This window comes from Pseudomonas sp. 01L34 (assembly GCF_056400265.1).
Map to the genome: position 1 here is coordinate 1 of NZ_JBFTSX010000003.1, position 17178 is coordinate 17178.

Sequence of the window (17178 nt, forward strand, 5' to 3'; positions counted from 1 at the left end):
GAATTCTACAGCGTTAGTCGCTGCTGTCAACACCTCTTTTTCTCCGCTTTCGACCGAGAAGATCGAACCGTCAATAAGGCGACAATACCCTGCCTTACCAACTCCTTCTGGCTTCGATGAACTGAAGCGTAACCGCTGTCAAAAACTGCTAACTCGTTGTTTACCAAGGAGTTTTCCGTTTCGACTGCGCCGGAAGTGGGGCGAATTATAGACGTCCAGAATCTGCCGTCAACCTCTAATTTGGCTTTTCTATCAATAGTTTGCAGAAAGCCGGAAAACCGCCCGTTTTCCTTCTATAGAGGAGAGCAAAACCACTCCCTCTATATAGAAGAGGACTTCAGAGCACCCCCGCCTCTTTGAAAGCAGCGACCGCACCGGCATCCAGACCCAATACCCGCTGCAAAACCTCCAGCGTGTGCTCACCCAATAAAGGAGGTGCGCTACGGTACTCCACTGGCGTCTCGGACAGGCGTATCGGGCTCGCAACTTGAGGTACGATCCCGGCCAAAGCATGAGGCAGCTCAATAGCCAACCCTCGAGCCTGAACCTGAGGGTCGGCAAACACCTGGGCCAAATCATTGATCGGCCCACACGGCACGCCTGCCTGCTCCAACTGCGTCACCCATTCAGCAGTGGTCTTGAACACGGTCGCCTGGCGGATCAGCGGGATCAGCACCGCCCGATTTGCCACCCTTAACTTATTGGTCGCAAAACGCGGATCATCCGCCCACTGCGGCTGCCCGGCCACCTCCGCAAATTTGCGGAACTGCCCATCATTACCCACGGTAAGGATGAAGTCGCCATCGGCTGTAGGGAAGTCCTGATAAGGCACGATATTCGGATGGGCGTTGCCCAGGCGCTTAGGCGCAATGCCCGTAGTCAGGTAGTTCATCGCCTGGTTCGCCAGACACGCCACCTGAACGTCCAGCAATGCCATATCAATGTGCTGACCGCCGCCATCATGATCCCGATGAGCCAGCGCAGCCAGGATCGCTACCGTTGAATAGAGTCCAGTCAGAATGTCTGTCAGCGCCACGCCAACTTTCACCGGGCCTGCACCTTCATCTCCTTCGGGGCGACCGGTCAAACTCATCAGACCGCCCAAGCCCTGGATCATGAAGTCATAACCCGCACGCTTGGCATACGGGCCGGTCTGACCGAACCCGGTGATCGAGCAATAGATCAGCTTCGGATTGGCCACCTTTAGCGACTCGTAGTCCAGCCCATATGCCGCAAGACCACCGACCTTGAAGTTCTCGATGAGGATATCCGACTTCGCCGCCAACTCACGCACCAGCCGCTGCCCCTCTGGTCGCGTGAAGTCGATGGTCACCGATTGCTTGTTGCGGTTGGCGGACAAGTAATAGGCCGCCTCGCTGGTGTTCTCGCCATAAGCGTCCTTAAGGAACGGAGGCCCCCAGGCACGCGTGTCATCGCCATTACCCGGGCGCTCGACCTTGATGACGTCAGCGCCAAGGTCCGCAAGAATCTGCCCGGCCCAAGGCCCGGCGAGCACCCGCGACAAATCCAGTACCCGTAGATGCGAAAGCGCGCCCATGGCCGTTCTCCTATTAATAGAACGCCTGGAGGCCGGTCTGCGCGCGACCGAGGATCAGCGCATGGACGTCATGCGTACCTTCATAGGTGTTCACCACTTCCAGGTTGACCAGGTGGCGAGCCACACCGAACTCATCGGAGATACCGTTGCCACCCAGCATGTCGCGTGCCATGCGAGCGATGTCGAGGGACTTGCCGCAGGAGTTGCGCTTCATCATCGAAGTGATCTCGACCGCAGCAGTACCTTCATCTTTCATTCGTCCCAGACGCAGGCAGCCTTGCAGCGCCAGAGTGATTTCGGTCTGCATGTCGGCCAGCTTCTTCTGAATCAACTGAGTGGCCGCCAATGGACGACCAAATTGCTGACGATCCAGGGTGTACTGGCGAGCGGTGTGCCAGCAGAACTCGGCAGCGCCCAGTGCCCCCCAGGAAATACCGTAACGCGCCGAGTTAAGGCAGGTAAAAGGGCCCTTCAAACCACGGACATCCGGGAAAATGTTCTCCTCAGGAACAAACACGTTGTCCATGACGATCTCGCCGGTGATGGATGCTCGCAAGCCGACCTTGCCGTGTATCGCCGGAGCGCTCAGACCTTTCCAGCCCTTCTCCAGCACAAAGCCACGAATGTCACCCGCATCGTCCTTAGCCCAAACCACGAATACATCAGCGATCGGACTGTTGGTGATCCACATCTTGCTGCCGGTGAGGCTGTAGCCACCTTCCACTTTGCGTGCACGCGTAATCATCGCGCCCGGGTCGGAGCCGTGGTTGGGCTCGGTCAGACCGAAGCAACCAATCCATTCACCCGTGGCCAGCTTCGGCAGGTATTTCTGCTTCTGTGCTTCGGTACCGAACTCATTGATCGGAACCATGACCAGCGAAGACTGCACACTCATCATCGAGCGATAGCCGGAGTCGACACGCTCGACCTCACGGGCAATCAGGCCGTAGCTGACATAGTTCAGGCCGCTGCCACCGTATTGCTCAGGGATGGTCGCACCCAGCAGACCCACCTCACCCATCTCACGGAAGATCGCCGGGTCAGTCTTCTCATGACGGAAAGCTTCGAGAACACGCGGTGCGAGCTTCTGCTGAGCAAACTGCTCGGCCGTGTCGCGAATCATGCGTTCTTCTTCAGTGAGCTGTTGATCCAGCAACAGGGGATCGATCCAGTTGAAGCTAGCTTTACCGCCCATGAGTGAGTCCTCTCGAATCAGGTCAAACAACGTGGATTGATCCTAAGCCGGGTTCGGCGTCCCGGCAAACGAGGTTTTCGCATACTGTTGTGCTAATTTCTCACTTCGAAACGTTGCAAAATCGCCTTTATGCAATGCATTAGTGAGGTTGACGTACATGCGCAGGAAGATCCCCAGCACAACAGCCCTGATCAGCTTTGAAGCGGCAGCGCGCCACGAGAGCTTTACCAAGGCGGCCCAGGAGCTTTCTCTCACTCAGGGAGCGATTTGCCGACAGATCGCCAGCCTCGAGGAGTTCCTCAATGTCGAGCTTTTCCGGCGTTCACGGCGCGGAGTGAAGCTGACAGAAGCCGGGCTTTCCTACAGCCGCAGGGTGGCCACCCAACTCGACGCGGTTGAACGGGACACCTTGTCAGTGATGGGCCAACAAGGAGCCAACTCGATCGAACTGGCGGTGGTTCCGACCTTCGGCACTCAATGGCTGCTGCCACGACTCAAGGATTTCCAGCACAAACACCCGGAGGTGACAGTCAACCTCACCAACCGTACGCGCCCCTTCCTGTTTGCCGACACCGACTTCGATGCCGCCATTTATTTCGGCGACGCCGACTGGCCAGGTACCGAATCCCACAGGTTAATGGGCGAGAACCCGATGCCGGTGTGCAGCCCCACGCTGCTGGGCCAAAAAACCAACCTGAGCCCCGGCGAAATCGCCGAGCTGCCCTTGCTGCAACAGACCACTCGCCCTTATGCCTGGCGCCAATGGTTCAACTCCCAGAACCTGAATATCCCGCGAGACATGACAGGACCGCGTTACGAGCTATTCTCCATGCTCGCCCAAGCAGCGATGCATGACATGGGGATCGCGCTGATTCCGCCATTCCTGATTCAACGCGAATTGGCGGAGAAGCGTCTGGTCATTGCCAATACCCAAGCACTATCGAGCATCAAGGCCTACTACCTGATGATTCCTGATCGAAAGGTCGAATCAGCCTCTTTGAAGGCTTTTCGCGATTGGCTGGTAAATCAGGCACACAGCTACAACCTAGAAGGATAAAGGCTCACACCCATTAGTTGACCGCGTAGTCAGCAAAACAAAAGCACTACAGATATAAGTATTTGTCGCATATTGACAGACTGTACCGACAAACAGCACAAACGTCCCACAAGCGTTTGAGTACGTGGCTTTGAGCCTCTATTGGCAGGCAATGACAACCTATTCACCGTGCGGATGTGTAAATTCTTGAATTTTGGCAAAAATCCTTAGAAGCCACGGCCTGCAAGGGATTTAACGGAAAGGTGCGACATTCGGTCACGGGGTGACTTGTAGTTAATTTTCCGTCACCCGTCATAATCCCTTGAAGGGCACAAAGTTCGCCTGCAAAATGCCGCGCCCCGCCCTGATTTGGCGGGATCGTGCTGATCGGCCGCCCCAGCCGCACCATCCGAAGTGCCTGGGTTTACTCAATAAGATCACGCAGGAGATTTGACGTGCACATTGGTGTTCCTCTCGAAACCCAGACGGGTGAAACACGGGTTGCTGCAACCCCGGAAACCATCAAGAAGCTGATCGGCCAGGGTCATAAGGTCACTGTACAAAGCGGCGCCGGCATTAACGCCAGCGTTGTCGACAGTGCTTATGAAGCGGCAGGCGCAACCATTGGCAGCGCCAACGATGCGTTTGGTGCCGAGCTGATTCTCAAGGTGGTCGCCCCCAGCGACAGCGAACTGACACTGATCAAGAGCGGCACCGTAGTGGTCGGCATGCTCAACCCGTTCAGCAATGAAACCATCGCCAAACTGGCCGAATGCGGCATTACCGCGTTTGCGCTGGAAGCTGCGCCACGCACCTCCCGCGCCCAGAGCCTGGATGTGCTGTCCTCCCAAGCGAACATCGCCGGCTATAAATCCGTGCTGCTGGCCGCTCACTACTACCCACGCTTCATGCCGATGTTGATGACCGCCGCGGGCACTGTGAAAGCGGCGCGCGTGCTGATTCTCGGTGCCGGTGTGGCCGGTTTGCAGGCGATTGCCACGGCAAAACGTCTGGGTGCCGTGATCGAAGCGTCCGATGTGCGTCCTGCGGTGAAGGAGCAAATTGAATCCCTGGGTGCGAAATTCGTCGACGTGCCGTACGAAACCGATGAAGAGCGCGAATGCGCCGTCGGCGTCGGCGGCTATGCGCGCCCCATGCCGGCCAGCTGGATGCAGCGTCAGGCCCTGGCCGTACACGAACGCGCCAAGCAGGCTGACATCGTCATCACCACGGCACTGATCCCGGGTCGCAAGGCGCCGACGCTGCTCAGCGCCGAAACCGTGGCGCAGATGAAGCCAGGCTCGGTGGTTGTCGACCTCGCCGCAGCGCAGGGCGGCAACTGCCCGCTGACCGTGGCGGACCAGGTCGTGGTCTCGAATGGCGTGACCATTGTCGGCCCGACCAATCTGGCCGGTGCGGTGGCGGCAGACGCTTCGGCGCTGTACGCACGCAACCTGCTGGACTTCCTGAAGCTGGTCTTCAACAAGGAAGGCCAGTTCGAAGTGAACCTAGAAGACGACATCGTCGCCGCGTGCCTGATGTGCCGCGACGGCCAAGTCATCCGCAAAAACGCCTAAGCAGGGATTCAGACGATGGAAGAGCTTATCTCCCCCGGTATCTACAACCTGATCATCTTCGTGCTGGCGATTTATGTCGGCTATCACGTGGTCTGGAACGTTACACCTGCACTGCACACGCCATTGATGGCGGTGACCAACGCCATTTCGGCGATTGTGATCGTCGGCGCGATGCTGGCGGCTGCTTTGACCGTAACACCATTGGGCAAAACCATGGGCACCCTGGCGGTGGCTCTGGCGGCCGTGAACGTGTTCGGTGGTTTCCTGGTCACCCGTCGCATGCTTGAGATGTTCAAGAAAAAAGCCCCGAAAGCCGTAAAAGAAGAGGCGCCCAAGTAATGAGCATGAACCTGGTAACGACGCTGTACCTGATCGCGTCGATCTGCTTCATCCAGGCCCTCAAAGGCCTGTCGCACCCGACCACGTCGCGGCGCGGCAACGTGTACGGCATGCTCGGCATGGCCTTGGCGATCCTCACCACCATCGGCCTCATCTATAAGCTGGCGGCGCTCTCCATTGAGCAAGGCGGTGCTACCGCCGGCATCGGCTACGTCATCGTCGGTCTGCTGGCCGGCGGTACCGCCGGTTCGATCATGGCCAAGCGCGTTGAAATGACCAAAATGCCGGAGCTGGTCGCCTTCATGCACAGCATGATCGGTCTGGCAGCGGTGTTCATCGCCATTGCAGCCGTCGTCGAGCCGCAGTCGTTGGGCATCGTTAAACATCTGGGCGATTCGATTCCGGCGGGTAACCGTCTGGAGCTGTTCCTCGGCGCGGCCATCGGTGCAATCACCTTCTCCGGTTCGGTGATCGCGTTTGGCAAGCTGTCGGGCAAGTACAAGTTCCGTCTGTTCCAGGGCGCACCAGTACAGTTCAGCGGTCAGCACAAACTGAACCTGCTGCTGGGTCTGGCGACGCTGGCACTGGGTGTCACGTTCATGCTGACCGGCAACTTCAGCGCCTTTGCCCTGATGCTGATCCTGGCCTTCGTGATGGGCGTGCTGATCATCATCCCGATCGGCGGCGCCGACATGCCCGTCGTGGTGTCGATGCTCAACAGCTACTCCGGTTGGGCGGCAGCGGGTATCGGCTTCTCGCTGAACAACTCGATGCTGATCATTGCCGGCTCGCTGGTGGGCTCAAGCGGTGCAATCCTCTCGTACATCATGTGCAAGGCGATGAACCGTTCGTTCTTCAACGTACTGCTCGGCGGCTTCGGCAACACCGCGGATGCTGGCCCGGCGGGCTCCAAAGAAGCCCGTCCGGTGAAATCCGGTTCGGCTGATGACGCCACCTTCCTGCTGACCAACGCCGACACCGTGATCATCGTTCCAGGCTATGGCCTGGCGGTAGCACGGGCGCAGCACGCCTTGAAAGAGCTGACCGAGAAACTGAGCCACCGCGGCGTAACCGTGAAGTATGCGATTCACCCGGTTGCCGGCCGGATGCCTGGCCACATGAACGTATTGCTGGCCGAGGCCGAAGTGCCTTACGACCAGGTGTTCGAGATGGAAGACATCAACTCCGAGTTCGGCCAGGCCGACGTGGTGCTGGTGCTCGGCGCCAACGACGTGGTGAACCCGGCAGCCAAGAACGACCCGAAATCGCCGATTGCCGGCATGCCGATTCTCGAAGCGTTCAAGGCCAAGACCATCATCGTCAACAAGCGCTCGATGGCCAGCGGCTATGCCGGCCTGGACAACGAGTTGTTCTATCTGGACAAGACCATGATGGTTTTCGGCGATGCCAAGAAAGTCATCGAAGACATGGTTAAAGCCGTCGAGTAAAACCCTTCGGCAACCTGAACGCCCCGACTCGTCGGGGCGTTTTTGTTTGCGTCTGTTACCGATCCTGCAAAGGTGTTTTGCTTGAAAGCACCGGAATAGACGCCCCGAATGCGACCTTGGTAGCGGGACGGGCACCGCTCGAATTCACTAGACTGCGCACCTTGCTTCCGTTGCCCGAGATAACAATCATGTACCGTGACCGTATTCGCTTGCCTTCATTGTTGGACAAGGTAATGAGCGCCGCCGACGCTGCCGCTCTGATTCAGGACGGCATGACCGTCGGCATGAGCGGCTTTACCCGAGCCGGCGAAGCCAAGGCCGTGCCTCATGCACTGGCCGAGCGCGCCAAGGTCACGCCGCTGAAAATAAGCTTGATGACCGGCGCCAGCCTGGGCAACGACCTCGACAAACAGCTGACTGAAGCCGGTGTACTGTCGCGACGCATGCCGTTCCAGGTGGACAGCACTCTGCGCAAGGCGATCAATGCCGGCGAAGTCATGTTCATCGACCAGCACCTGTCGGAAACCGTAGAACAGCTGCGTAACCAGCAACTCAAGCTGCCGGACATCGCGGTGATCGAAGCCGTGGCGATCACCGAGCAGGGCCATATCGTGCCGACCACCTCGGTGGGCAACTCGGCCAGCTTCGCGATTTTCGCCAAACACGTGATCGTCGAGATCAATCTGGCGCACAACCCGAATCTCGAAGGCTTGCACGACATCTATATCCCTACCTACCGGCCGACCCGCACGCCGATTCCACTGGTGAAGGTCGACGATCGCATTGGCAGCACCGCCATTCCTATCCCGCCGGAAAAGATCGTCGCGATCGTGATCACTAATCAATCCGACTCGCCATCGACTGTGCTGCCGCCGGATGTGGACACCCAGGCCATCGCCGACCACCTGATCGACTTCTTCAAGCAAGAAGTGGCTGCCGGTCGCATGACCAACAAACTCGGCCCACTGCAAGCCGGAATCGGCACCATCGCCAATTCGGTGATGTGCGGCTTGATCGACTCGCCATTTGAAGACCTGACCATGTACTCCGAAGTGCTGCAGGATTCGACTTTCGATTTGATCGACGCCGGCAAGTTGAGCTTCGCTTCGGGCAGTTCGATCACCCTGTCGAGCCGGCGCAATGCCGATGTATTCGGGAATCTGGAGCACTATAAGGACAAGCTGGTGCTGCGCCCCCAGGAAATCTCCAATCACCCCGAAGTGGTGCGGCGCCTGGGCATCATCGGCATCAACACCGCGCTGGAGTTCGACCTGTACGGCAACGTCAACTCCACTCACGTCTGTGGCACGCGGATGATGAATGGCATCGGCGGCTCGGGCGACTTCGCGCGCAATGCGCACCTGGCGATTTTTGTCACCAAGTCGATCGCCAAGGGCGGGGCGATTTCCAGCGTGGTCCCCATGGTCAGCCACGTCGACCACACAGAACATGACGTCGATATTCTCGTGACCGAGATCGGCCTGGCCGACCTCCGTGGCCTGGCCCCGCGCGAGCGGGCCCGCGTCATTATCGATAACTGTGTTCACCCGGACTATCGCCAGGCCCTGAATGACTACTTCACTGCTGCTTGCGCAGTCGGCGGGCATACCCCGCATATCCTGCGTGACGCACTGAGCTGGCACATAAACCTGGAAGAAACCGGGCGCATGCTGGCGGTGTAATTGATACAGATAGCAGCTGACGCAAACACAGTTTCGTCAGCTTGCTATTGGAGTATTCTTTTCAATCAAAAACTGTACTTCTGTACCGGTCTTTTCCTACCGTAATTGCCTACTTTTTCCAGTCAAACGCCCATAAACGCACCATATTGGTGCTGACAAGTACAGTTGCCTCAATTTAGACCAGTACACCATCGTTTAACAGTTAACTGGTCTCTCACAATACAGGTGAACTGTATCTACAGAGACTGGCCAAACGAGAGGATCATTGGCATCAGTTAAACCACTACCTAATCCCGCCACAAGCGGAAGGATGTCAACCATGGAACGTACACTCAGTTCCGAACTGTTCTTCGAAGACACTGCTGCAAAAACCCAGGCTTCCCTGCCTTTGCGCGTTATCGCCAACCTGATGCTGTGGCAGCGCCGCATCTCCAGCCGCCATCAACTGGCTCGCCTGGATTCGCGTCTGCTGGCTGACGCCGGGATTAGCGAAGCACAACGCTACGAAGAGCTGAGCAAGCCGTTCTGGCGCTAAGTTAGCGTCGCTGGCTCTGACCCACCGGGTCCACCGCCAGCAACCCGAATTGAACAAACAGAACCCGTCGTGGGAAACCACGACGGGTTTTGTCGTTTTAGGGCTTCATATTGGGGGCGTACAGAAGAGAAAATTACCGACAGTTACAGTTTTTAAATATAAAAAAACAACCAGTACAGTTTATTCTAAGGGTGTCTGCGCTCGCCTGCATGAACAAGCGGGACTGTTCTAACCGATGTACGCAGGCCTAATATCTGTATAAAACGTGGCGAACGCTTTAAGACGACAGGCGTCTGATCCTTTGCCACCTCTCTATCGGTCTATCCAAAGGAGCTACCTCATGTCCCCCCTTCGCCTGCTCAGCGCTGCAGCCCTGCTTGCCATGGCTGCCAATGCCCACGCCTCCAGTTTTATCGTGACCACCGACTCCATCGTTAATGGCCTGAAGGCTTCCTCCGACGCGACTTCGGATGTCTCGTCCTCCTTTCGCGACAACAAAATCGTCCGTGCTGCCCGTGACGATGCCGCCAGCTTCGTTGCCAGTGAAGGTGCCATCCGTGGCGTGAAACTGGAAAGCGCGCTCAACCATATCCGCCAACAGGCTCCACAACTGAATGCGACCGACGCACAGCTGGCCCAGGCCATCCTGACGATCTAGGCAACTGTGCTGAACCGGGACACGCCCGTCGTGTCCCGATGTTTCGACGCTGGCTCTAGCCCGGGCATTGCGCTAGCCTTGGGGCTCGCTTTCAGCTATCGAGCCTCATGCGTTTTCTTTCAAGTCTGTTGATCACTCCGGTTTTTCTCGCGGCCTGCTGGTCGGGTTCGGCCCATGCCTTCGACGCTTTCAACCTGTCCACACAAGGCACCGTAGCCAGTGGTTACGCCACCAGCATGGTGACCACCGCGCCCTTCGACCATAAAATGCTGATCGCCGCCCGGGATGACGCTGCAGCGTTCATCGCCAGTGACGGCCAACTGCGAGGAGCACAACTGGAATCGGCCTTGATCTACCTGCGCCGGACCCAGCCAAAACTTCATGCCAGCGACCTTGAACTGGCGCAGGCAATTCTCGTCCAATAGTTATCCTTGTTTCTCCGGAGTCACTCCATGCGTAGCCCGCTGATTGCTGCCACCCTTGGCCTGCTGCTATTGGCCGACGTGGCCCAGGCCCACACCCTGGTAGCCACCAGCAACATGATCATTCGTGCCTCCCAGCGCACGCTTGATTTCACTTCCGATACCACCACGTCCATCCGCGATTCGAAGATCGTCCGTGAAGCCCACGACGATGCGGCCAGTTTCGTCGCCAGCGAGGGTGAAATCCGTGGTGCACACCTGGAAGCGGCCTTCGATACCTTGCGCACCCGCGTACCGGAAGCCCGCGACGCCAGTGATCAGGTTCTCGCCGAAGCCGTCCTCGCACTGTGAAATCACTAAGCGCCTGGCTGCTGGCCGGGGTTGTGTTGCTGCTTGGCAGCACGGCCCAGGCCGGCTTGCAATTGCGGCTCAAGACCGACGGCCTGAGCCCCGCGCAACAGCAGGCCAGTCAGGCGCTGCTCGATGAAGCCATGCAGGCGTTACCGCCACGTTTCATCGAGCAGCTGGACCGGCACATCGATGTCGGCTGGACCGACAACATGCCGAGCAATGCCTATGGCCAGGCATCACTGGTGTCCGAGCTCGACCTGAATCGCAACCTGCTCGCCAGCCTCACCGACGGCAGCGCCGCGACCAAAAAAACCTATCGCCCCCACGGCACCGTGCGTCAGGAACTGCTCGCCACGGTGTTGCACGAGCTCACCCACATCTACGACCGCGCACGCCTGTGGCCGGACGCCGAGCGCACACTGATCCAGCGCTGCACACAACGTAACAGCAGCTCCGGACTGATCGGCATCCCGGATCAGTGCCGCGGACAGACCGACCGACGTTGGACCCTCAGCGACGACCCTCGCCTGCTTGATCTGGCCGGCTGGCCGCAATACGTCGGTCGGCGCGGCGAGCGCGAACAGCACAACCGGCAGATTGCCCGCAGCCCGGACATCTACGAGACGAGCAGCCCGAAGGAGTTCGTCGCGGTCAACATGGAGTACTTCCTCCTCGACCCAAGCTATGCCTGCCGTCGCCCTGCGCTGTATCGCTACTACAAAGAACACTTCGGCTGGGCGCCCGCCGCCAAAGACACCTGCGCCCGATCATTCGCCTTCCTCAATGCCGGTAATGATTTCGCCAAACAGCCCTTGGGCCAGGTCGATCCGGAACGGGTGTATGCCGTCGACTATCTGCTGGCAGAAGCCAATCAGAACTGGGTCAGCCGCTGGGGTCACAGCATGCTGCGACTGGTGATCTGCGCGCCCGGTCGGCCTCGCGGGCCGGATTGCCGCCTCGATCTGGATCAACATCTGGTGCTGTCTTACCGCGCCTTCGTCGGCGACGTACAGTTGTCGAGTTGGGATGGGCTGGTGGGCAAATATCCATCGCGCCTGTTTGTGCTGCCGCTGGCCCAGGTGATCGACGAATACACCAAGACCGAACTGCGCAGCCTGGCCTCGGTACCGCTGAACCTGTCGCGCAGCGAGATCGAAGACGTGGTGGAGCACGCCGCCGAGATGCACTGGAGTTACGACGGCAATTACTTCTTCCTGTCCAACAACTGCGCCGTGGAAAGCCTGAAGCTGCTACGCAGCGGCAGCAATAATGCCCAGCTGACAGGGCTCGACAGCATCATGCCCAACGGCTTGCTGGAAGTACTCAAGAGCCGTGGACTGGCGGATACCAGCGTGCTCGACGACCCTCGCGAAGCGTTACGCCTGGGCTATCGCTTCGACTCCTTCCGCGAGCGTTATCAAGCGATGTTCGAGGTGCTGAAAAAGCACTTGCCGATCAAGCAGGAAAAGGTCGAAGACTGGCTGGCATTGAAAGCTGATGAGCGCCGCAAATGGATTGACCAGGCGGACCTGCGCACCAGCGCGGCATTGCTGTTACTGGAGCAGGCGAGCTTCCGCCAACAATTAGTATTGGCCCAGGACGAAGTGAAGCAACGCTATCTGGGCGCTCAGGAATTGAACAACGGCAGCATGGATAAGGCCAACGCGACCTTGAAGCAGATTCTCGCCAACAGTGGCTTCCTCAGCCGTCCGGCCGAACTGCTCGGCACCGGTGGCTATGGTTTGCCGCAGCCGAACGAGTGGACACGCCTGGAGTCGGAAAGCAATCTGCGTCAGAAGCAGCTTCAAGTGCTGACCGGGGACCTCGACAAGGAAGTGCGAGCGCTGCTCGAGCCAAGCCGCGCTGCTGAAATGGCCGCCAACGAAGAGAACCTGAAACAGGTTGGCGAACATTTGAGGAAGTTGCACAAGGCTGCGGGTGGGTTGGAGTTGCCCTGAAACATAGGCCCCCGAAAGAGCAGAATCACTGTGGCGAGGGAGCTTGCTCCCACTGGGGCGTGAAGCGGCCCCCGAAATCGACCAGACACCATAGGATGATGGCTTCGCCGCCGAACGGGAGCAAGCGCCCTCGCCACAGCCGGTCTCCTGATCGCTTAGCTGTGTATCAATACAAGCCCCCATCGAGACATACAGCAAAAAGGGCTTCAGAACGTAGTCCTGAAGCCCTCGGTCTTGCTGTATGTGCTGTGCCGCGAGGCACTAATTCCTCTCTTACTTTCAGCTGACCCGCGCTTTACGCACGCCCTCGGACAAGGCCGCGCACAGGCTGAGTACGCCCTCCACAGCCTGATCCGGGGTCGAGGCGTTGGCGATGTGATCGATCAGCGCCGACCCCACCACCACACCATCAGCCAGACGCGCGATGGCCGCTGCCTGTTCCGGTGTGCGAATACCGAAGCCGATGCTGATCGGCAGATCGGTATGGCGACGCAGACGGGTGACGGCCTCTTCGACATGTTCCAGAGTCGCCGCGCCCGCACCGGTCACACCCGCCACAGACACGTAGTACACAAATCCGGAACTGCCATTCAGTACGGTCGGCAGACGCCCATCGTCAGTCGTCGGAGTGGTCAGACGGATGAAGTCCAGGCCCGCCGCCTGTGCCGGGTCGCACAATTCAGCGTTATGTTCTGGCGGCATGTCGACCACGATCAGGCCATCGACACCGGCTTCTTTGGCTTCAGCGATGAAACGCGGCACGCCGTACATGTGAATCGGGTTGAAGTAACCCATCAACACCAGCGGAGTCTCGCTGTTGCCTTTGCGGAACTCGCGAACCATTTGCAGGGTTTTCGCCAGGTTCTGCTTGGCGCCCAAGGCACGAATGTTGGCCAACTGGATCGCCGGACCATCGGCCATCGGATCAGTGAAGGGCATGCCCAACTCGATCACGTCGGCGCCGGCACCGGGCAAGCCTTTGAGGATCGCCAGGGACGTGTCATAGCTCGGATCGCCGGCGGTCACGAAGGTCACCAGGGCGGCGCGGTTCTGTTCCTTGAGTTCGGCAAAACGCTTTTGCAGGCGGCTCATCAGTGTTTCTCCTGCTTGGACTGCACTTGTTGAGAGTTTTCCATGTGGTGCATCACGGTTTGCATGTCTTTGTCACCACGGCCGGACAGGTTGACCACCATCAGGTGATCTTTCGGCAGGGTCGGTGCGCGCTTGAACACTTCGGCCAGGGCATGGGCGCTTTCCAGTGCAGGAATAATCCCTTCCAGGCGGCAGCACTTATGGAATGCGTCGAGGGCTTCGTCGTCGGTCACCGAGGTGTACTGGACGCGGCCGATGTCATGCAACCAGGCGTGTTCCGGGCCGATGCCTGGATAGTCGAGACCGGCTGAAATCGAGTGCGCGTCAATGATCTGGCCATCATCGTCCTGCAACAGGAACGTACGGTTACCGTGCAGCACGCCTGGTACGCCACCGTTCAGGCTGGCCGCGTGCTTGCCGGTTTCGATGCCGTAACCGGCCGCTTCGACGCCGATGATCTCGACGCTCTTATCATCGAGGAACGGGTGGAACAGGCCCATGGCATTGGAACCACCGCCGATGCACGCCACCAGGCTGTCTGGCAGACGACCTTCCTGGGCTTGCAACTGCTCGCGGGTTTCCTTGCCGATGACGGCCTGGAAGTCGCGAACCATGGCCGGGTACGGGTGCGGACCGGCCACAGTGCCGATCAGGTAGAAGGTGCTGTCTACGTTGGTCACCCAGTCACGCAGGGCTTCGTTCATTGCGTCTTTGAGGGTGCCGGTGCCCGCGACTACCGGGATCACTTCGGCGCCCAGCAGCTTCATGCGAAACACGTTGGCTTGCTGACGTTCGATGTCAGTGGTACCCATGTAGATCACGCATTCGAGGCCGAAACGCGCGGCCACGGTGGCGGTCGCCACGCCGTGCATGCCGGCGCCGGTCTCGGCGATGATGCGTTTCTTGCCCATGCGCCGCGCCAGCAGGATCTGGCCGATGCAGTTGTTGATCTTGTGCGCGCCGGTGTGGTTCAGCTCTTCGCGCTTGAGGTAAATTTTCGCGCCACCGCAGAACTCAGTCAGGCGTTCGGCGAAATACAGTGGGCTTGGACGTCCGACGTAATCACGCTGAAAGTAGGCCAATTCTTCCTTGAATGCCGGATCTTCCTTGGCTGCTTCGTATTCACGGGCCAGATCGAGGATCAACGGCATCAGGGTTTCGGCGACGTAACGGCCACCGAACGCGCCAAACAGGCCGTTGGCGTCGGGGCCGTTGCGCAGATTAGTCTGGGTCATGGGTCGCTCCAGTTGTATTCGAGAGGTGACGATGGGGTTCACTCTACCCCTGACATCCCACGCTGAAAACCGATAAGATCGCCGCAACCTGTCAGGAAAACTCACAGATCCCATGAGCCATGACCTCCCCCCGCTGAACGCGCTTCGCGCCTTCGAAGCCACTGCCCGCCTGAACAGCGTCAGTCAGGCTGCCGAACAGCTGCACGTCACCCATGGCGCGGTCAGCCGGCAACTCAAGGTACTGGAGGAACACCTCGGCGTGAGCCTGTTCATCAAGGATGGACGCGGCCTTAAACTCACAGATGCCGGCGTTCGATTGCGCGATGCCAGCGGCGAAGCCTTCGAGCGTTTGCGCAGCGTTTGCGCCGAGCTGACCCAAAGCACCGCCGATGCGCCGTTCGTGCTCGGCTGCTCGGGCAGTCTTTTGGCGCGCTGGTTCATTCCGCGTTTGGGGCGCCTGAATGCGGACCTACCAGATCTGCGCTTGCACCTGTCGGCTGGCGAAGGCGATCTCGATCCACGACGGCCTGGTCTGGATGCCTTGTTGGTATTTGCGGAGCCGCCGTGGCCGGCGGATATGCAGGTCTACGAGTTGGTGAGCGAACGAATCGGCCCGGTCATGAGCCCGCGATTTGCCGGCTACGAAAGACTACGAAACGCACCGGCAAGCACACTGTTGAGCGAACCCTTGCTGCACACCACCTCACGTCCGCAAGCCTGGCCGATCTGGGCACAGCAAAGCGGCCTCGACGACAAGGCGCTGAAGTACGGTCAGGGCTTCGAGCATTTGTATTATTTGCTGGAAGCGGCAGTGGCCGGGCTGGGCGTGGCCATCGCGCCCGAGCCGCTGGTGGCCGAAGACGTGAAGGCCGGTCGCCTGGTTGCGCCATGGGGCTTCCGTGAAACCCCGGCGCAACTGGCGTTGTGGCTCCCCAAGCGCGCCGCGGACGGGCGCGCTCGGCAGTTGGCGCAGTGGCTTAAAAACGAACTGCGCCAGACACCTTAATGACCGCGCTTGAACAATAAATAGGCCGCGAGCAATCCCAGCGCACCCACGGCAACACCGGCTGTAGTCCAAGGGTGCTCCTGGGCGTAGTCACGAGTCGCGATCCCGGTTTCACGGGTTTTGACCTTAACCTCTTCATAAGCATCGGTGAGCAGATGGCGTGAGTGTTTCAGCGCGTTCTCGGCGTTGCTTTTCAACGTCTTGATAGTTTTACGCGACTCGTCCGAGGCGTCGTCCTTCAAGCTTTCCAACGATTTCAACAGACTCTCGATCTCGGCTTCCATGCTTTGCAATGAGGCGTTGCGTAACGACGTGTTGGCCATGATGGCTCTCCTGCATTGTTGATGAGTGACGTGTGTTGGTTGGGACTTCAGGGGTTCGAGAAAGTGCAGTAAATCTGAACGTCACTACGGATTGGTCGACAGAAGAAATAAGAAAAATCACTGCTAGGCTGTATTTCACACCTCAAGGAGAACGCCATGTCTGACCATCACACCTACAAGAAAGTCGAACTGGTTGGCTCGTCCACCAGCAGCATTGAAGACGCCATCAACAATGCCTTGGCCGAAGCCAACAAAAGCCTCAAGTACATGGAATGGTTTGAAGTGACCGAAACTCGCGGGCATATCAAAGACGGCAAAGCTGCACACTTCCAGGTGACACTCAAAGTCGGGTTCCGGATTGCCAGCAGCTGAGTTTGAGCCAGCCGTCTGAACTTGCGCGACGACTGAATGCCATAGGAAACAGCAAAGCGCTACAGAATGAGCGCATCCGGTAGCTGGATGCCCTCCCTCTATTGATCCGACCAAGGAGTGCAACCCATGAAGAAGTTTATTCTGGCGGTAGGTTTGTTGAGCCTTGCGGGAACAGCCTTTGCCCAGGTCAAGTCGTGTGAAGAGCTGAAAGCCGAAATTGCTGCAAAACTGGACGCCAAGGGTGTTTCCAATTACACGCTGGAGATCGTCGACAAAGGCACTGCTGCCGGTGGAAAAGTCGTCGGGAAATGCGAGAAGGGCTCCAAGGTAATCGTTTACAAACAGGGCTGACTTCCCTCAATAACGAAAAGCCGACGCCATGGCGTCGGCT

At 58.6% G+C, this 17178-nt stretch carries 18 protein-coding genes; 13 read left to right on the forward strand and 5 right to left on the reverse strand.

Annotated elements, in window-relative coordinates; genetic code table 11:
• Nucleotides 1-337 precede the first annotated feature (337 nt).
• Nucleotides 338-1558, reverse strand: coding sequence for a CaiB/BaiF CoA transferase family protein (locus AC1DQM_RS08500; RefSeq protein WP_477746020.1), 1221 nt, complete (start codon nt 1556-1558; stop codon nt 338-340).
• A gap of 13 nt (nt 1559-1571) precedes the next feature.
• A complete protein-coding gene (locus AC1DQM_RS08505; protein ID WP_018927226.1) occupies nt 1572-2753 on the reverse strand; it encodes an acyl-CoA dehydrogenase in 1182 nt (393 codons plus the stop codon).
• Nucleotides 2754-2910: 157 nt separating this feature from the next.
• Between AC1DQM_RS08505 and AC1DQM_RS08510 the strand changes: the two genes are divergently transcribed.
• The 10 genes from AC1DQM_RS08510 (at nt 2911) to AC1DQM_RS08555 (ending at nt 12759) form a co-directional block, all read left to right on the forward strand.
• On the forward strand, nt 2911-3810 hold the full coding sequence (locus tag AC1DQM_RS08510) for a LysR family transcriptional regulator (protein ID WP_018927227.1): 900 nt from the start codon (nt 2911-2913) through the stop codon (nt 3808-3810).
• A 434-nt stretch (nt 3811-4244) separates the two neighbouring features.
• On the forward strand, nt 4245-5366 hold the full coding sequence (locus AC1DQM_RS08515; protein ID WP_018927228.1) for a Re/Si-specific NAD(P)(+) transhydrogenase subunit alpha: 1122 nt from the start codon (nt 4245-4247) through the stop codon (nt 5364-5366).
• A 15-nt stretch (nt 5367-5381) separates the two neighbouring features.
• Nucleotides 5382-5705 (forward strand): NAD(P) transhydrogenase subunit alpha part 2, encoded by a 324-nt coding sequence (locus tag AC1DQM_RS08520; protein ID WP_003187010.1) that lies wholly within the window; start codon nt 5382-5384, stop codon nt 5703-5705.
• Nucleotides 5705-7153, forward strand: a complete 1449-nt coding sequence (locus tag AC1DQM_RS08525; protein WP_018927229.1) for an NAD(P)(+) transhydrogenase (Re/Si-specific) subunit beta — start codon at nt 5705-5707, stop codon at nt 7151-7153. The genes AC1DQM_RS08520 and AC1DQM_RS08525 overlap by 1 nt, the downstream gene beginning before the upstream one ends.
• 188 nt (nt 7154-7341) lie before the next feature.
• Entirely contained in the window at nt 7342-8835 is a 1494-nt protein-coding gene (locus AC1DQM_RS08530; protein WP_477743512.1) for an acetyl-CoA hydrolase/transferase family protein, read from the forward strand.
• Nucleotides 8836-9154: 319 nt separating this feature from the next.
• Nucleotides 9155-9370, forward strand: a complete 216-nt coding sequence (locus AC1DQM_RS08535) for a DUF1127 domain-containing protein (protein ID WP_018927231.1) — start codon at nt 9155-9157, stop codon at nt 9368-9370.
• Nucleotides 9371-9710: 340 nt separating this feature from the next.
• Nucleotides 9711-10028 (forward strand): DUF2388 domain-containing protein, encoded by a 318-nt coding sequence (locus tag AC1DQM_RS08540; protein ID WP_064615713.1) that lies wholly within the window; start codon nt 9711-9713, stop codon nt 10026-10028.
• Nucleotides 10029-10135: 107 nt separating this feature from the next.
• Nucleotides 10136-10453, forward strand: coding sequence for a DUF2388 domain-containing protein (locus tag AC1DQM_RS08545; RefSeq protein WP_477746021.1), 318 nt, complete (start codon nt 10136-10138; stop codon nt 10451-10453).
• A 27-nt stretch (nt 10454-10480) separates the two neighbouring features.
• The gene (locus AC1DQM_RS08550; RefSeq protein WP_111453141.1) at nt 10481-10801 is read left to right on the forward strand and encodes a DUF2388 domain-containing protein; all 321 of its coding nucleotides are present in this window, start codon (nt 10481-10483) and stop codon (nt 10799-10801) included.
• Nucleotides 10798-12759, forward strand: a complete 1962-nt coding sequence (locus tag AC1DQM_RS08555) for a DUF7844 domain-containing protein (protein ID WP_064615709.1) — start codon at nt 10798-10800, stop codon at nt 12757-12759. Before AC1DQM_RS08550 ends, AC1DQM_RS08555 begins: the two co-directional genes overlap by 4 nt.
• Nucleotides 12760-13038: 279 nt before the next feature.
• Here the strand turns inward: AC1DQM_RS08555 and trpA are convergent, their stop codons facing one another.
• Together trpA and trpB are read right to left on the reverse strand one after the other, a co-directional pair.
• On the reverse strand, nt 13039-13851 hold the full coding sequence (trpA, locus tag AC1DQM_RS08560; protein WP_477746022.1) for a tryptophan synthase subunit alpha: 813 nt from the start codon (nt 13849-13851) through the stop codon (nt 13039-13041).
• Nucleotides 13851-15086: a tryptophan synthase subunit beta gene (gene trpB / locus AC1DQM_RS08565; RefSeq protein ID WP_018927237.1), complete on the reverse strand. Its 1236-nt coding sequence runs from the start codon at nt 15084-15086 to the stop codon at nt 13851-13853. The genes trpA and trpB overlap by 1 nt, the downstream gene beginning before the upstream one ends.
• Nucleotides 15087-15198: 112 nt before the next feature.
• Between trpB and AC1DQM_RS08570 the strand changes: the two genes are divergently transcribed.
• Complete coding sequence (locus tag AC1DQM_RS08570; RefSeq protein ID WP_018927238.1) at nt 15199-16092, forward strand: LysR family transcriptional regulator; 894 nt, start codon at nt 15199-15201, stop codon at nt 16090-16092.
• Here the strand turns inward: AC1DQM_RS08570 and AC1DQM_RS08575 are convergent.
• Nucleotides 16089-16415: an ElaB/YgaM/YqjD family protein gene (locus tag AC1DQM_RS08575; RefSeq protein ID WP_064615705.1), complete on the reverse strand. Its 327-nt coding sequence runs from the start codon at nt 16413-16415 to the stop codon at nt 16089-16091. The two genes, AC1DQM_RS08570 and AC1DQM_RS08575, sit on opposite strands and share 4 nt — an antisense overlap.
• Before the next feature lie 156 nt (nt 16416-16571).
• On the opposite strand from AC1DQM_RS08575, the gene AC1DQM_RS08580 reads away from it, so the two are divergent.
• Nucleotides 16572-16787, forward strand: a complete 216-nt coding sequence (locus tag AC1DQM_RS08580; RefSeq protein WP_018927240.1) for a dodecin — start codon at nt 16572-16574, stop codon at nt 16785-16787.
• A 126-nt stretch (nt 16788-16913) separates the two neighbouring features.
• Nucleotides 16914-17138 (forward strand): DUF1161 domain-containing protein, encoded by a 225-nt coding sequence (locus AC1DQM_RS08585; protein WP_018927241.1) that lies wholly within the window; start codon nt 16914-16916, stop codon nt 17136-17138.
• Nucleotides 17139-17178 lie beyond the last annotated feature (40 nt).

Bases quoted from the DNA above. Each gene is read 5' to 3' on its own strand.
- AC1DQM_RS08525 (WP_018927229.1), top strand. From the start codon at position 5,705: ATGAGCATGAACCTGGTAACGACGCTGTACCTGATCGCGTCGATCTGC.
- AC1DQM_RS08550 (WP_111453141.1), top strand. From the start codon at position 10,481: ATGCGTAGCCCGCTGATTGCTGCCACCCTTGGCCTGCTGCTATTGGCC.
- AC1DQM_RS08585 (WP_018927241.1), top strand. From the start codon at position 16,914: ATGAAGAAGTTTATTCTGGCGGTAGGTTTGTTGAGCCTTGCGGGAACA.
- AC1DQM_RS08530 (WP_477743512.1), top strand. From the start codon at position 7,342: ATGTACCGTGACCGTATTCGCTTGCCTTCATTGTTGGACAAGGTAATG.
- AC1DQM_RS08510 (WP_018927227.1), top strand. From the start codon at position 2,911: ATGCGCAGGAAGATCCCCAGCACAACAGCCCTGATCAGCTTTGAAGCG.
- trpB (WP_018927237.1), bottom strand. From the start codon at position 15,086: ATGACCCAGACTAATCTGCGCAACGGCCCCGACGCCAACGGCCTGTTT.
- AC1DQM_RS08500 (WP_477746020.1), bottom strand. From the start codon at position 1,558: ATGGGCGCGCTTTCGCATCTACGGGTACTGGATTTGTCGCGGGTGCTC.
- AC1DQM_RS08575 (WP_064615705.1), bottom strand. From the start codon at position 16,415: ATGGCCAACACGTCGTTACGCAACGCCTCATTGCAAAGCATGGAAGCC.
- AC1DQM_RS08570 (WP_018927238.1), top strand. From the start codon at position 15,199: ATGAGCCATGACCTCCCCCCGCTGAACGCGCTTCGCGCCTTCGAAGCC.
- trpA (WP_477746022.1), bottom strand. From the start codon at position 13,851: ATGAGCCGCCTGCAAAAGCGTTTTGCCGAACTCAAGGAACAGAACCGC.
- AC1DQM_RS08540 (WP_064615713.1), top strand. From the start codon at position 9,711: ATGTCCCCCCTTCGCCTGCTCAGCGCTGCAGCCCTGCTTGCCATGGCT.
- AC1DQM_RS08545 (WP_477746021.1), top strand. From the start codon at position 10,136: ATGCGTTTTCTTTCAAGTCTGTTGATCACTCCGGTTTTTCTCGCGGCC.
- AC1DQM_RS08580 (WP_018927240.1), top strand. From the start codon at position 16,572: ATGTCTGACCATCACACCTACAAGAAAGTCGAACTGGTTGGCTCGTCC.
- AC1DQM_RS08520 (WP_003187010.1), top strand. From the start codon at position 5,382: ATGGAAGAGCTTATCTCCCCCGGTATCTACAACCTGATCATCTTCGTG.
- AC1DQM_RS08505 (WP_018927226.1), bottom strand. From the start codon at position 2,753: ATGGGCGGTAAAGCTAGCTTCAACTGGATCGATCCCCTGTTGCTGGAT.
- AC1DQM_RS08535 (WP_018927231.1), top strand. From the start codon at position 9,155: ATGGAACGTACACTCAGTTCCGAACTGTTCTTCGAAGACACTGCTGCA.